A 14,087-nucleotide genomic window follows, 5' to 3' on the forward strand; every position below is an offset into this window, starting at 1 on the left:
GGTAGCGCCCCGTAATGGTTTGTAGACATTTAGTCACCGGTTCGGGGGATGAGAGAGTGCCCCTATTTGGGTAGGGCGTTGACGCACAGTGCTCGAAACGTCCGCTCTGTCTGGGTATTTGTCGACAACGAGAAGGGCCCCGCAGCAGCCTGCGGGGCCCTCTTTCGTCAACCTGGGTGAATCGCCCCGGTTGTGCGCTTGCCGGTGGGTCAGTCGGACAGGCGTGCGCCCGTGGAGGTCGAGAACACGTGGGTCTCGCCGCCACGCGGGACGACGTGCAGCGTGCTGCCCTTCTCCGGGACGTCACGGCCGCCGACGCGGACCACGATGTCCTTGGTCTCGCCGCCGACCTGGGCGGTGCCGTAGACGAAGGCGTCGGAGCCGAGCTCCTCGACCACGTTCACGGTGACCGCGACACCCTGGTCGGAGTCGGCGCCGGCCACGTCGAAGTGCTCGGGGCGGACGCCCACGGTGACGGTCTTGTCGGTGGCGGCGGCGATCGCGTCGCGCTGCACCGGCACGACCGAGTTGCCGAACTTCACGCCGCCGTCGGTGATCGGGACCTCGACGAGGTTCATCGCCGGGGAGCCGATGAAGCCGGCCACGAAGAGGTTGGCGGGCCTGTCGTACATGTTGCGCGGGGTGTCGACCTGCTGGAGCAGACCGTCCTTGAGGACCGCCACGCGGTCGCCCATCGTCAGGGCCTCGACCTGGTCGTGGGTGACGTAGACGGTGGTGATGCCAAGGCGGCGCTGCAGGGACGCGATCTGCGTACGCGTCGACACACGGAGCTTGGCGTCCAGGTTGGACAGCGGCTCGTCCATGAGGAACACCTGCGGCTCGCGCACGATGGCGCGGCCCATGGCGACACGCTGGCGCTGACCGCCGGAGAGCGCCTTGGGCTTGCGGTCCAGGTACTCGGTGAGGTCGAGGATCTTCGCGGCCTCTTCGACCTTCTGCCGGATGTCCGCCTTGTTGACGCCGGCGATCTTGAGCGCGAAGCCCATGTTGTCGGCGACCGTCATGTGCGGGTAGAGCGCGTAGTTCTGGAACACCATGGCGATGTCCCGGTCCTTCGGCGGCAGGTGGGTGACGTCGCGGTCGCCGATGCGGATGGCGCCGGCGTTGACGTCCTCGAGCCCCGCGAGCATGCGGAGCGAGGTGGACTTGCCGCAGCCGGACGGGCCGACGAGGACGAGGAACTCGCCGTCCTCGATGTCGATCTCCAGCGCGTCAACGGCGGGCTTGGTGGAACCCGGGTAGATCCGGGTCGCCTTGTCGAACGTGACAGTGGCCATGGTGAGTGAACCCCTTCTACCGGCAGGAACGTGCCGGACGATCCGAGTAGGAAGGCGGTGCCACGACGGTGGTTCCGTTGTGGTGTAGTCCACGCTCGTGAACTGGCTCAGGACGGTACCCGGCGTTCACCTGTCTGTCAGTACCTCGGGGCCTGTGAACTTCGCGGGAATTTTCGAAGGGACGGGTTTGTGGACAAGGGCTTACCAAGGGCTTACCGACCGAGCCGCGTCACGACTGCCCGTACCGGTCGGCCAGCACCGCCACCGCCCGCGCCACGGCCTGCCGCAGCTCGGGAGGACCGAGCACCTCCGCCTCCGGGCCCAGCCGGAGCAGATCACCGACGGCCACCGCCTCCGCCTCGACGGGCAGCTCCACCTCCACCCAGCCGTCCTCGTCCGCCGCACCCGCGCTCTCCAGGGCCCGCGCACCCGCCGCACCGAACTGCATCGGCAGCAGCCGCCGGCCCCGCGGCGAGATCCGCAGCCGGGCGACACCCTGCTGCAGCGCCGCCTCCAACCGCCGGGACGACTCCTCCCAGTAGGCGGCCAGATCGAATCCGGCCGGGCGGTCGAAGATCTCCCCGGTCTCCTGCACGGCCAGCACGCGCGACACCCGGTACGTGCGTACGGCCTCCTCCGCCAGAGCCACCAGGTACCAGATGCCACCCTTCAGGACGAGCCCCAGCGGCCGCGCCTCCCGGCGCACCTCACCACGCCAGCGCCGGTAGTGCACCCGCAGCACCCGCCGCTCCCACACGGCCGCCGCCACCGCCTCCAGACATGGCACCGGGTCGGCCTCCCAAAACCACGCCGGCGCGTCGAGATGGAACCGCTCCTGCACCCGCCGGGCCTGCCGGGCCAGTTCGTTCGGCAGCGCGGCCTGCACCTTCAGCTGGGCGCTCGCCAGCACCGCCCCCAGCCCCAGGTCCCGCGCGGGCCCGGGCATCCCGGCGAGGAACAGTGACCCGGCCTCGGCGCCCGTCATCCCCGTCAACCGCGTCCGGTACCCGTCCACCAACCGGTAGCCCCCCTGCGGCCCCCGATCCGCACACACCGGTACGCCCGCCGCCCCCAGCGCCTCGATGTCCCGGTAGACCGTGCGCACCGACACCTCCAGCCCGGCGGCGAGCTCGGGCGCGGTCATCCGCCCGCGGTTCTGGAGCAGCAGGAGCAGGGAGAGGAGCCGGTCGGCGCGCATGGGGTCCATTGTTCCGGCGTGCGGCGTCGTACTTGACAGGAGATGTCAGGTACGACGGTCAAGGTGGTCCTCGCACGGCCGCCGCGGGGCCCGTCCCGCGCCCAGACCGAGAGGACCCACCATGCCCGGCACCACCCGGACCACCACCGGCCACTTCACCTTCGCCGACTGGCAGGAGCGCGTGATCGGCCCGGGGGAGGACGCGAACCCACGCCTCGCCCACGCCTCCGTCCGGAACGCCTTCACCGGCGGCATCGAGGCGGCCGGGACGCTTTGCGAGTACTCCATCGTCTACGTCACCCAGAAGACCGGCTCCTTCGCCGGCATGGAACTGATCACCGGCCGGCTCGACGGCCGCGAGGGGAGCTTCGCCGTCGAGGAGCGGGGGTGGTTCGACGAGGACGGGACGGTCCACTGCACGTTCGAGGTGACGAAGGGGTCGGGGAGCGGGGAGTTGGTCGGGCTGCGCGGGAAGGGCGCGTTCACCGCCCGGCACGGGGAGACCACTGTGGCGTACCGGTTCGAGTACGAGGTGGAGTGAGCAGGGCCGAGCGGAACTTCGTGGCTCGGGGTAGCGAGCTCTGTGTACAGTGGTGCCGCCCTCGCGTACGGCGTTGTAGTGCGCGGTGCCTCCTTAGCTCAGCTGGCCAGAGCAACGCACTTGTAATGCGTAGGTCGTCGGTTCGAATCCGACAGGGGGCTCCACTGGGACCCCAGGTCAGACGTTGTCTGACCTGGGGTTTCGTCGTCAGCGGATGCGACGGCGGCGCCGTGCGCGGGCCGCGCGGCGGTCGGCGGTCTCAGTTGTGGTCTCAGAGGCGGGCTCCGGGGCCCCTACGGGCCCCGGCATGAACGTGTCTCCCATGCGGAGCATGGCGGCCTTCGCGAGGTGGGACCTGCCCTTGACGTACCGGCGGGTCTGACCGATCTGGGAGTGGCGGAGGATCTCCATGATCGTGGGGAGATCCACGCCCAGCTCGTTCAGGATCGTGCCGGCGGTATGGCGGCTGCCGTCGTGCTGGCGCCGATCGTCGATGCCCGCTTCTTCGAGCAGCTCCTTGAATTCCTCCCAGTCGTCGCGGGGATCGATCGGTCGGCCGTCCGGCCGGGTGAACAGCGCGTCGTGCTCCTGCCACCCGTCACCCGCTGCGGCGCGCATTTCCTCCTGCTGTGCCTTGTGTTCCAGCAGGTACGGGATGAACGGGGGCGGGATAGGGACCGCGTTCCGGCTCTTCTTGGTCTTGGGACGGGTGAAGACGAGGCCGCCGCCCTTGCGGTCGGGGCAGACACTGGCGTGCTTCGTGCAGTCCCTCGGGCACGGCTTGGGGCAACCGCGCTTGTAGCTTTTGTGCGTCGTGCATTCAGGCGGGCAGGGGTCGAATCGGTGCAGTCGTTCGCCGCACGCGTGAGCGTCCTTGCAGCCGTGGCGCCAGGTGAGCCGTTGGAGCTGCCACTGGGGGTGGAACAGCTCGTTGTCGAGGTCGACGTACTTCCACCGGAATCCCAGGGCCTCACCCTGCCGGAAGCCCATGCCGACACCGACCACCCACCGCATGAACGTGGGCCGCTTGGCGGCGGCCTTCAGGAAGGCTTTCGCTTCCTCGATCGAGAAGGGGTTCGCCTCCGTCTCATCGACGGTCGGCGGATCCACGAGGGTGGCCACATTCTCGACGATGATCCGGCGCCGGTGGGCGATCTTTAGGGCGCGGGAGAGGATGCGGTGCACCTTGAGGACGTGGGATTCCGCGTGCCCGGCGTCGAGCATCCTGCGGTACATCCGTTCCAGATGTTCCGGCTGGAGCTTGTCGATTCGGTGTTGACCGATGCCAGGGATGATGTCGTTACGGGTCTTGGACCAGTAGTCATCCAGGGATCGGGGCTTGAGCTTCAGGCTCGCGATGTCGGTCAGATAGGTGGTCATCCACTGAGCCACGGTTGGCTTGCGACCGGCCTTGGGGGCGCGGCCCTTGTCCCGCAGATCTTCCAGTTCGCGGACCTTGCGCTTGATCTCGGACTCGGTCTTGGCCCGCCGGTGGCGCCGGTCCGGCGAGCCGTCGTCCTTGACGCCCATGGTGACGCGGCCGTGCCACCAGCCGTCGCCGCCGAAGTAGATGGACGATTCCATGTTCGGTTTGCGGGGGCTCAACGATCTCCTCCATGCGAAAGGCGCCCCCGGACTCGGAGTCCGGGGGCGCCTTTGGGTGGTGTGGGTCAGTGAGTGAGGGGTTCGAGATTGTCCACGTATGCCTCCAGGTCGCGGCGGCGGATGCGGCGTGAGCGGCCACGCATGACGTACCTCAGTGCCCCTTCGGCCATCAGCTCGTAAACGGTGGAACGGCCGATGGAGAGCGCTTCGGCAGCCTCCTCGGGCTTGTACAGGAGTCGGTCGACGGGGGCAGCAGTCGTGGTGCTCATCCGGGTGTCTCCTTGAGCGGAGGGTCTTGGGTGCTTCTCAGGGCTCGTGTCTGTCCGAGGTGCGGATTTCTGCGTCACCCGCGTCATCTGCGTCATTCACGCCGCTGACCTGCTCTTTTGGGGTGACGCAGGAACTTTGGGGTGTGTCACCGGTGACACAGACCTCTGTCATCGGGTGACGCAGGTGACGCGGGGTGACGCAGAAATGGGCCGTCTGCGTCACCCCTCTTTCAGCAGGTCACAGCCCATTTACGGGGTGTGGGTGACGCAGGTGACGCAGGGTCTCTCTACTTCGGACAAGAGAGGGGGTGGTGTCTGTTGTGGTGCGCGGCTCAGAGAGTGAAGAACGGGCCGCTTCGCGGCGCGACCCTCGCAGGGCGGCGCCGCCGCCGAACAACAAAAAGAGCACGCGGCGCCGGGTGCTCCTCTTGCTTGTGCGGTCGTGGTGGCACGCGGTCAGAACGCCGGTTCCTGTTCGGGCGGGGGCGGTGCGGTGTCCGGCCGCGCGATCTCGATGTAGCGGGACGTCTTGGTGCGTCCCCAGTCGATGCGGACGCCCCGGGCTGCGAGGGTGGGCTGAAGGCGCTTGAGACGGTCTGAGAGCACCTTGCCGGTGGTCGGCCACCCTTTAGGCAGAGGACGGAAGTCCTCGCCCGTATAGAGGCCTGTGAGGCAGTGCAGCCACTCAGCCGACGTCATCCGCTGCTCGGTGCCCGGGTCGATGCCCGCGGCGTGCTTGAGCACGGTCTGCGCCAACAGGTCGCCCTCGATGACGTCGTCGTTGAGGTCGTCCAGGCTGGCCCGGTAGGCGGCGAGCGCCCCCAGGCCGGTGGCCGCGTCGAGCTGCGCGCACAGGTGCGCGAAGTCGGCCATGCGCAGGTCCGTCGGGATGTCCGCCTCAGCCGCGCGCACCTGCACGGTGAGGTCCAGGAGCGAGCCGAGGACGACGGGCAGCACCTGCGCGAAGTCCGACCACAGTTCCGCCTCAGTGCGCCGGACGCGGGGGCGCTCCAGCCGCAGGGGCAACAGCCGTTCGGCAAGGTCGGGGCGGATGACGCCCACATCGATACCGGTCAGCAGCAGGGGGCGGCGGTAGCTGATTCGAAAAACGTCCCCGTCGGTGAACAGCGCTCGCTTGACGTCTTCGGCTCCGGTGACGATGCGGCACATTGCGTCGGACAGGTCCGGGGTCATGTGGGAGAGGTTGTCCAGGGCGGTGACCCAACCGGCCGCGACGGCTGTGGTCAGGTTCTCCTCATCCTTGGGGGCCCGGCGCAGGTCCCCGGTCATGCCCTCGATGATCCGCACGAGCATCCGGCCACCGGTGGACTTGCCCGCCCCCTGCGGCCCGGTGAGGAACGGGGCCGGGACGGGAACCGTCGGAGCGAGGCAGCCGATGAGCCAGGCGATGGCCAGGCACTCGGTCTCCGCGGTGGCGAAGTTGCACAGCCGCATCAGCAGATCGATGCCCTTGCCGTTGGTGTCCTTTGCCGGCAGGGGCAGTTCCCCGGTGAGCTGGGTACGCCGCCAGCACACCTCACGCGGGTCCGGGGTGCGGATGTCCCAGCCGGTGGGGTGGATACGCACGGACTGTCCGTCGCTGCGCCCGAGGTCGAGCCACGTGGCTCCGTCGAATCCGGGGGCGACGCGAATGTGCACGGGCTGGACGTCCTCGGTCAGCGCGAGTGCCTCGATCAGGTCCAGCGCCTCTTTCATGGCGGTGCCGTTGAACACGCCGATGCCGTCGCGGAAGAGGCCGACCATGAGTTCCTGCCGGTGGCTTCCGGTGGTGCCCTGGGAGCGGATCGGGCGGGCCACGGGGTGGCCGTTCCTCTGCGCGTACACGGTGCCGTCGGCGGTGCGGAAGTACCGGAAGTGCGATTGCGCGTAGTCGGTGATGACTTCGCGGGCGGGGTTCTTGTCGTCGTCGGACATGGTCACAGTCCCAACGTGGTGCGGGCGTTGGTCCACGCGTCGGTGCAGTGCCGCAGAGTCTCGCCCTTGGTCTGCGCGGCGGTGAACAGCCGGGCGACGTGGGCATCGGTGAGGCAACCGCACCGGCCGTGGGTGGACAGCACGGCGAGGAAGGTCCGGTACACGGTCGCGTGGACTGCATTGGAGGCCTTGGTGATGCGCTGCTCCGCCATGGCGATGCCGCGTTCCAGGAAGACGGGCGTGCGGTGCGGGCACTCCCCGCCGGACCGTGCGGGCACGGAGATGGAACCGGGCGCCGACCGGACGGCGGGCGGTTCCTTCACGGCCAGCGCGCGAACGGCCTCGGGCAGGGCGATCATGGTCCCGATTCCGGGCCCGAGATACCGGGCGTAGGCCATGGTCGACTTGATGTCGACGCCGGGCCGGACCGCATTGTGCGACGACATGGCGCCCCGGTAGATCCAGTGCTCACCCCGCGTCGTCGGAACGGTCCGCGTGGCGGGCAGGGTCTCACGGGCCCATGCGACGGCCGCCGCGTCGTCGAGGTCGACCACGGTCAGCCCGGCGGCGCCTGGGTGGTAGGCGACGCAGACGGCCCGCCGCCATGCGGCCGTCCAGGCCGGGGAGGTGAGCACGGCCGGATCGGTGGTGGCTGCAGCCCACGCGTGGCAGACGCCAGGGCAGCGGCAGGGGCCCGGGCTTTTCATGTTCGGCCGGCCACCGCACGCGTTGCCGGTGCAGTCGGGGCAGTTGCCGAACGGCGCCTTGCCCGCGCGTAGGGGCAGCACCGGCACACCGGCAGCGGCCAGCGTCAGCGCGGTCCGCAGGGCTTCGGGCAGCGCGCTCATGCCGTCGCGCCCTCGCCGGATCAGGGTCGGTTGCGTCATGCTGGGTGACCTCCACAGGTCTGTTGATGGCAGGTGGACAAGGGCGGCCCCGGTCTTTGGCGAGAGGGGGCCGCCCTTGGCGTAGCTAGAAGGGCGGTTCGTCGCTGTAGCCGCCGGGCGCCCATGGGTCGGCGTCGCGGCGACGGCGGCGCAGCCAGCGGGGCAGGCCCGGGAGGGGCAGCAGCAGCCAGCGGCGGGACTCGTGCCAGCACTCGCAGGGCTCCCAATCGGTGCCCGCGTAGTCGCCGGTGTCGTAGTCGCCGTAGTCGTGCTCGATGCTGCCCCATCCGTCGCAGTTGGGGCAGTCGGGGCGGGGTGTGTCGGTCAGGATCAGCGCGTTACGGGGAAGCGCGGTGCGCTGGATACGCAGTCGCACGGTCGGGTCTCCTTCGGTCAGCCGTGGAAGTGGTTGCGCTTGAACGTGGCCTTGCGGATGTTCACGGTCGTTCCGCCCTGGTGGTCGCTCGTGTTGAAGAGCTGCACGGCGATCCATCCGCCGAAGATGACGGCGGCGAGGATGACGAGTTGGGTGATGAACGCGGTGAGCGCGGCGATGAACGAGGTGAGCAGCAGCAGCCCGCCGCACACCGCGAGGAACCCGACGCCCCCGAGGGCGGCGTTCACGGCCGTGCGGGACACGGCCGGCTTGACCGCTACCGGCTCCGGGCGCGTCGGCTCGATGGCGTACCCGGTGACGACGCGGCCGTCGGGCAGGACGATGCTCGCCACCGTCGGAACGGTGCCCGGCTGCACCGGCACGACCGGCGCCGACACGGTGACGGCGGGCGGGAGCGGGGTGGGCTGGTGGACTTCCACGGCTCGCTGTACGGGCACGTGCGGGGTGTTATCGGGGTACATGCGGAATCCCTTCCGAACGTTGATCAGGGAGTCTGAGGCACCCCCTTCGGGGTGCCGTGTGGAGGGGTATTCGGGGGGTCTGACCTGCGTGCCTCCCTGACTCCCTGAACGATCATTTGCGCAGGTCAGAGTCAGGGAGGCGGGTCAGGGAGGCGGTCAGGGAGTTCTCCCTGTCTCCCTGACCGTTTGGGGGTCGGCTCCCTGTCATCCGTCGGCGGAAGCGGAACCATCGGAGTCGCGGTTGACGAGGGCGCGGGCGACCCGGTCGCGGGCGACGACCATGACGCCGTCGGACTTGTAGGGCTCCGCGCCGGCGTCGTCCAGGACGCGCTTGAGATCGATGAATGACCAGCCGCCGTAGGCGTCCGCGTTCCGTGTGGCGAGCCGCGCCAGCACATCCTTCGTGCGCACCCGGGGCGCGTCGCCGATGACGGCGGCGATGTCGACGAGCGAGTCGTGTTCTGCGCTGCGCTCGATGGCGTGCAGGGTGGTGACGCCGTCGCGCAGGGCCTTGGCCCGGTCGGTGATGGCTTCGGCGGCGTCGTCGTCGATGTAGTGCGTACGCACCGTGATGGACGACTGCCCGGCCGGGATGGTGATGCCGTCGGAGGCGACGACCAGAGTTCCCCGGTCCAGGCCCGGACGCAGCAGGTTCGGCGCCGCCCCGCCGTCGACCGCCTTGTCTCCCAGGGCCATGCGGGCTTGTGATTCGGTGCCCAGGGCGAGGGAGGCGCGAGTGTGGGCGCCCTCGCGCACGAGCTTGGGAAGGTTCTCGTTGGTCGGGTCCTGGGTGCCCTGCCACATCAGCACGTTCACCGCACGGCCCTGGTTGTGGATCTTCCGGACGGCCATGAAGTACCGGGAGTTGGCCTTCGACCCGCCGTAGGGGCGCTTGTCCTCGTCCTTGGCCGGGCACATGAACGCCACCTGCGCCTCGTCGACCAGCACGATCAGCGGCGGGAAGGTCGTTCCGGGCGGCGCCTGAATGCGGCGGTTCATCTCATCCACCGCGCCCTCGACCATCTCGGTCACCTGGATCACGTGCTCATCCGTCGGCCCCTGGATCAGGGTGGTGGCGAGCCCGTCGAACATGGCCCAGTCGCCCACGCCCTTGAGGTCGCCCATGAGGAACTGCACCGACTTGTCCAGCGAGAGCCACAGGGCCAGGGAGCGCAGGGCCACGGTCTTGCCCTGGTTCGACAACCCGGTGATGAGCAGGTGGCGCTGATACAGGCTCAAGCTCGCAGCGTCCCCGCGCAGGTCCTGCCCCCACGGGGCGCGGCCCTTGGTGTAGTCGGCGGTCATCGTCTCGTCGGTGACCAGCGGCGACGGGCCGATCGGCTCATCCAGCGCCCCCGAGTCGGCGATCCACAGCCGTACCGTCCGCGCCGCCTGGGGGATGGTGATGAAGACTTCGTGTTCGTGCCGGGTGAGGTTCTCGGCGAGCTTGCGGCGCTTGTTCTGTACCTCGTTGGTCGACACCCCGGAGGGAAGGGTCACGTCGACTTCCACTCCGCATCCGGCGATGGTGATGGGCCCGAGCATGGATGCGCCGGCGTCGCCCATCTCCTTGATGGCGTTGCGCAGGGCGGGCACGCCGAGGTCGCGCAGGGCCTTGACCACGATGGACGGCGTGATCGGCTCACCCTCGCCGTTGCGGACGTTCGCGGGGAGTGCCCAGTTCGGGGCGGCCTGCTGCTTGCGGCCAACTGACCACAGGGCGAGCAGGGCGAGGAACGGGCCGATGGTGAGCGCCGGACCCCACACGATCTGAACGATCCGGATGAGCAGGGCGATGAAGTCGATGGTCGCCGACAGGGGGGTGATGACGTCGCCGACGTGGCCGGTGTTGATGGCCATCACGATGCCGAGGGCGACCAGGGTGCCGATGCTCATCCCGGCACCGACGGCAATGCCCTTGGCGGCCTCCACGGGCGAGTGCAGCAGGTCCATGCGGCGGTGATGACGGGCGGCGCGGAAGCGCTGCAACCGCTCCTCCCACTCTTCAGCCGCTTCCAGGTTCCCCGCGGCTTCCGCCGCGCGGATCATCCGCTCATAGCGGGACCCGGTGCGGCCGTCCCAGGTCCGGCGGGCCACGATCCGGCCACCGTTGAACGTGTAGGACGCGTGCCGGGCCACCGCCCGTCCAGTCGACCGCGTGCGCTCGTGCGTGACGGCGGTCTTGACGGCGCGTCCGGAGCGGACCCACAGCGGCACCGGCCGGGCCGGGGGCGCGTCAGGTACGACCGTGAGCACGGTGGGGGCCGTGTCGGAGGTTGGGGGGTCGGTGGGCTTGTGGAGGTGGACGACGTTCTCAGACATGCTGGAAGTTCTCCTGACTGCCCCCATAGGGGCGGGAGTGAGGGAGAGAGCCGGGGTGGTCGGGTCCGTGGAAAGAGCGGCCACCCCGGTGTGATGGCTGGTCAGAACCAGCCGGACGACTTCTTGGCGGCCTTCGCGCGGGCGGCCTCGGTGATGAGCCTCTGCCGCTCACCGTGCAGGGCGGTCAGCTCCGCGTTCAGCCGCATCTCGGCCGCGCTGCCGGTGGCGTCCATCCGCTCCTCGGCACGGCCCGCGCTACGGCCCCGGGCCACCTTGTAGGCGCCACCGGCCAGCGCGCGGGCCATCGCCCGGCGCTCACTGCCGTTCAGCGGCCACCACTCGCCCCGGCGGACAGCTTCCAGCTTCTTCGTCGTCGCCTGGATCTCGCGGTCCAGGCGGCGAATGTCGGCGTTGCGCATGGTCAGGCACTCCTCAGGGAGTCGGCGGGATCGGGAAAGGCGCACGGCACGCACATGCCGAGTGAGGCGGGGATGACGTAACCCGCATCGGCCCGGCACGCGGGGCAGATGCGGCGGGCGGCGTTGGCCTTGGCCAGCGCCGCCCACCTGTCCGGCGTCATCGGCCGGACCGGCTTGGCCAGGTCGATGCGGTAGAGGTAGGCGACCAGTGGTCCCCGGCGACGGCGCGGCCGTTCGAGCTGGGCGGCCACGTCCTGACCACCGGGCCGTAAGCCCTGCGCGCGGAGTTGGCGGCGGGTGGCGTAGCCGTCGGGGGCCAGGCGCCACCGGTAGACCGGCAGCGCGCCCATCAGGCGACGCGCTTCCAGGCGGCCCTCAGGCGGACTTCGGATGCGGAGTGGCCGGCGGCGCGGAAGCGGGCGGCCATCTCGCGGTAGGACAGGGGCGGGGTCTGGCTGTGACGGATCTCGTCGACCAGGACGTCAAGCGCGCCGTCGGTGAGGGCGGGTGAGGTTTCCAGAGCGGGCGATCCGGTCGGCTCGCTCGGGCCCCACACCGGCAGTTCCCAGCGGGCCGTGACGCCGGGTGTGACGGGGCTCGTCACGCTGGTCAGCGCCCTGCCGGTCTCCTCGCCCTGCCGGGCCGTCTCCAGCGTCGACCACGCGGAAGTGAGCGTCTGCGCGGTCTTGGCCTGGACGTGGGCGACGCGGGCACCGGCAGCCGTCACGGCCGTCAGCCGGGTCTCCTCGGTTGCCGCTTCAGCACGCAGCCGGGCGCGGGCCACGGCCGCCTCATCGCGCGCTTCCTGCTGGATACCGCGGATGGCGTCCAGCGCGTTCGGGGTGAGCGCGGTGCGCTCCCACATCGAGTGGACCAGCCACAGTGCCTTCGCCGCGATCGGGAGCCAGGCCACGGCCAGCCACGCGCCGGCGGAGTCCTCGGCGGTGAGGGCGTGGGCGACCAGGACGCCGGTTGCCACCGCGCCGAAGAACCAGCCGACAGCGGTCACGGTGCGGTCGTGGTCGCCCTGTGCGGCGAGGCGGCGTTCGTAGGCGAGGGTGGCCAGCCATCCGCCGTCGATGCCGAGACCGACGACCACGGCCACCGGCCACGGCACGGCCGTGCCCAGCCACATCACGACCACGGCCAGGGTCAGCACCATGGACACGGCCGTCATCGCAACGGCCGGAAGAACAGTCTTGGCGCTCATGCGGCGCCCTCTTCCTGCTCGCGCACGTCCACGGCCGCGATCAGCACGACCGGCGTGCTGTCGTCGCCGGGCTCCTGGCTGTCCTCGATCCACGCCCACTCCGCGCCAGGCGCCACCTCGTAACCGAGGGCCGCCAGTGCCTCCCGGCGGTCCGCCCCGGTGGGCACCGGGCCGGACTCGAACCGGACGGTGGGCCACTCGCTCTCGCCGTACACGACGACGTATAGGCGCCACGGCCCGCCGTCGCTCGCCATCTGCGCGGTCAGCGTGCTCACAGCGCACCTCCCGCCGTGATCAGCGCGGCGAGGATGAGCAGCGCCCCGCCGGTCAGGGTGAGGTCGACCGCGCGGCGCAGGCACGTGAACTTCGCGACCGCGAGGCGGGACAGCCCGGCAATGTCGGTGGCCAGGTCCCGCGCCATGGCGGCGGTGATCTCCTCAGCGGTGAGCGTTGCCCACAGCGGGAACCCGTGCCGCCCGCGCAGGTTCGGCCTCGTCGAGCGCAGCAGCAGACCAGCCGCCACGACCAGCAGCACCATCCCCAGACCGCCCACCACATAGGCGGGGCGTGTCAGGGGCAGGTCACGGCCGACCGTCCAGGCACCGGCCAGGACCGCGCCGACGAACGCCAGCAGCAGACCGGTCTTGGTGTCGGTCCGCGTGATCTCCGCCTTCACCTCCGCGTGAGCGGCAGTCAGGTTCTGGTCCATGGTGCTCACGCGGCACCCCCGGGAAGGCTCGCACCGGCCGCGCGGTTGACCAGCGCGACCCGCGCGGCGAGCGCGCGGCGGCGGGCCCGACGGATGCGCCGGTTGTCCAGCTCGGTCGGCGTGCGGTCCAGGGTGATGATCTGCGCGTCGAGCAGGTCGACGTCCGCCAGGATGACGGGCATCTCCCGCTCGATCGCGTCCAGCTCAGCGGCCGTCGGTTCCATGAAGTCGGCGAACGCGGTAACAGCGTCCTGAACAGTAACGATGTGGTCCATGGGTCGTGGTTCCTCTCACAGGTGGAACGGCCCGAACAGCGGCTCCCGGGTGGCACCCCGGGAGCCGTTTGCCGTTGAAGCCGGGAACGTCTCGGCTCCCCACGCCCCGCCCGTACGGACTCCGCGCAGTACGCGGGCCCGGACGGGCGAGGGAGGCAACCGGCCGCAGCGCTAGCCGCTGCGATGGCAGGAAGAGAGCGGACCGGATCGGCCGCGAGCGCGCGTGACGCTCGCGGACCTGGATGACGTACTGGCGCCTGCCGGCCGATCCACTACGGCGGCGCCCAAAGTCTTCGTCGATGCACTGGAATGCCTCTCTGTTGAGGTCAACAGGGGTGAAGCACTGCAAGGGGGACCACGTCCCCACCCTCCGGCCGTTGCTCGCGGTCGCCGGGCCACCTCGCCAGTACGGGCCGAAACCCTGTTCTGCCTGGCCTTCAGCGGGATTGCAGCGTCCCCGCCTTCTGCGCATGCGGCATGAAGCCGCCTTCCGACCGAGGCGTTGGTCGGTGCAGTACCTGTTTTACGGGTACTGCATGAGGTTCCGTCAAGTACATAGAC

Annotated in this window: 16 protein-coding genes and 1 tRNA gene; 2 read left to right on the forward strand and 15 right to left on the reverse strand. The window is 69.9% G+C overall.

Annotated features, from left to right (window positions below; all coding sequences use genetic code 11):
• Nucleotides 1–209 precede the first annotated feature (209 nt).
• Both ACWD1U_RS19950 and ACWD1U_RS19955 read right to left on the reverse strand, forming a co-directional pair.
• Nucleotides 210–1,298: an ABC transporter ATP-binding protein gene (locus ACWD1U_RS19950; protein WP_451109147.1), complete on the reverse strand. Its 1,089-nt coding sequence runs from the start codon at nucleotides 1,296–1,298 to the stop codon at nucleotides 210–212.
• 229 nt (nucleotides 1,299–1,527) lie between these two features.
• The gene (locus ACWD1U_RS19955) at nucleotides 1,528–2,496 is read right to left on the reverse strand and encodes a helix-turn-helix transcriptional regulator (RefSeq protein WP_451109148.1); all 969 of its coding nucleotides are present in this window, start codon (nucleotides 2,494–2,496) and stop codon (nucleotides 1,528–1,530) included.
• Nucleotides 2,497–2,617: 121 nt separating this feature from the next.
• On the opposite strand from ACWD1U_RS19955, the gene ACWD1U_RS19960 reads away from it, so the two are divergent.
• Nucleotides 2,618–3,037, forward strand: coding sequence for a DUF3224 domain-containing protein (locus ACWD1U_RS19960; RefSeq protein WP_451109150.1), 420 nt, complete (start codon nucleotides 2,618–2,620; stop codon nucleotides 3,035–3,037).
• An 87-nt stretch (nucleotides 3,038–3,124) separates the two neighbouring features.
• Nucleotides 3,125–3,201: transfer RNA gene (locus tag ACWD1U_RS19965), tRNA-Thr, on the forward strand.
• Nucleotides 3,202–3,244: 43 nt separating this feature from the next.
• Here ACWD1U_RS19965 and ACWD1U_RS19970 read toward each other — a convergent pair.
• From ACWD1U_RS19970 to ACWD1U_RS20030, 13 genes are all read right to left on the reverse strand, one after another.
• Entirely contained in the window at nucleotides 3,245–4,642 is a 1,398-nt protein-coding gene (locus ACWD1U_RS19970; protein ID WP_451109152.1) for a tyrosine-type recombinase/integrase, read from the reverse strand.
• A 65-nt stretch (nucleotides 4,643–4,707) separates the two neighbouring features.
• Nucleotides 4,708–4,911: a helix-turn-helix domain-containing protein gene (locus ACWD1U_RS19975; protein WP_451109154.1), complete on the reverse strand. Its 204-nt coding sequence runs from the start codon at nucleotides 4,909–4,911 to the stop codon at nucleotides 4,708–4,710.
• Between the two features lie 456 nt (nucleotides 4,912–5,367).
• Nucleotides 5,368–6,846: an ATP-binding protein gene (locus tag ACWD1U_RS19980; protein WP_451109419.1), complete on the reverse strand. Its 1,479-nt coding sequence runs from the start codon at nucleotides 6,844–6,846 to the stop codon at nucleotides 5,368–5,370.
• A gap of 2 nt (nucleotides 6,847–6,848) precedes the next feature.
• Nucleotides 6,849–7,733 (reverse strand): bifunctional DNA primase/polymerase, encoded by an 885-nt coding sequence (locus ACWD1U_RS19985; protein WP_451109155.1) that lies wholly within the window; start codon nucleotides 7,731–7,733, stop codon nucleotides 6,849–6,851.
• An 85-nt stretch (nucleotides 7,734–7,818) separates the two neighbouring features.
• Complete coding sequence (locus tag ACWD1U_RS19990) at nucleotides 7,819–8,109, reverse strand: hypothetical protein (RefSeq protein WP_451109157.1); 291 nt, start codon at nucleotides 8,107–8,109, stop codon at nucleotides 7,819–7,821.
• Between the two features lie 17 nt (nucleotides 8,110–8,126).
• Nucleotides 8,127–8,591, reverse strand: coding sequence for a hypothetical protein (locus ACWD1U_RS19995; RefSeq protein WP_451109159.1), 465 nt, complete (start codon nucleotides 8,589–8,591; stop codon nucleotides 8,127–8,129).
• Between the two features lie 204 nt (nucleotides 8,592–8,795).
• On the reverse strand, nucleotides 8,796–10,913 hold the full coding sequence (locus ACWD1U_RS20000) for an FtsK/SpoIIIE domain-containing protein (protein ID WP_451109160.1): 2,118 nt from the start codon (nucleotides 10,911–10,913) through the stop codon (nucleotides 8,796–8,798).
• A gap of 101 nt (nucleotides 10,914–11,014) precedes the next feature.
• Nucleotides 11,015–11,332 (reverse strand): hypothetical protein, encoded by a 318-nt coding sequence (locus ACWD1U_RS20005; RefSeq protein WP_398797804.1) that lies wholly within the window; start codon nucleotides 11,330–11,332, stop codon nucleotides 11,015–11,017.
• Between the two features lie 2 nt (nucleotides 11,333–11,334).
• On the reverse strand, nucleotides 11,335–11,682 hold the full coding sequence (locus ACWD1U_RS20010; RefSeq protein ID WP_451109163.1) for an RRQRL motif-containing zinc-binding protein: 348 nt from the start codon (nucleotides 11,680–11,682) through the stop codon (nucleotides 11,335–11,337).
• A complete protein-coding gene (locus ACWD1U_RS20015; protein WP_451109165.1) occupies nucleotides 11,682–12,542 on the reverse strand; it encodes a protein spdB in 861 nt (286 codons plus the stop codon). The genes ACWD1U_RS20010 and ACWD1U_RS20015 overlap by 1 nt, the downstream gene beginning before the upstream one ends.
• Nucleotides 12,539–12,817 carry a DUF6303 family protein gene (locus tag ACWD1U_RS20020; RefSeq protein ID WP_451109166.1) on the reverse strand — a complete coding sequence of 93 codons (279 nt, stop codon included), beginning with the start codon at nucleotides 12,815–12,817 and terminating at the stop codon, nucleotides 12,539–12,541. Before ACWD1U_RS20020 ends, ACWD1U_RS20015 begins: the two co-directional genes overlap by 4 nt.
• Complete coding sequence (locus tag ACWD1U_RS20025; RefSeq protein ID WP_451109420.1) at nucleotides 12,814–13,251, reverse strand: Pycsar system effector family protein; 438 nt, start codon at nucleotides 13,249–13,251, stop codon at nucleotides 12,814–12,816. Before ACWD1U_RS20025 ends, ACWD1U_RS20020 begins: the two co-directional genes overlap by 4 nt.
• Before the next feature lie 5 nt (nucleotides 13,252–13,256).
• Entirely contained in the window at nucleotides 13,257–13,526 is a 270-nt protein-coding gene (locus ACWD1U_RS20030) for a DUF6284 family protein (protein WP_451109168.1), read from the reverse strand.
• Nucleotides 13,527–14,087 lie beyond the last annotated feature (561 nt).

Source organism: Streptomyces sp. NPDC002788 (genome assembly GCF_053592115.1).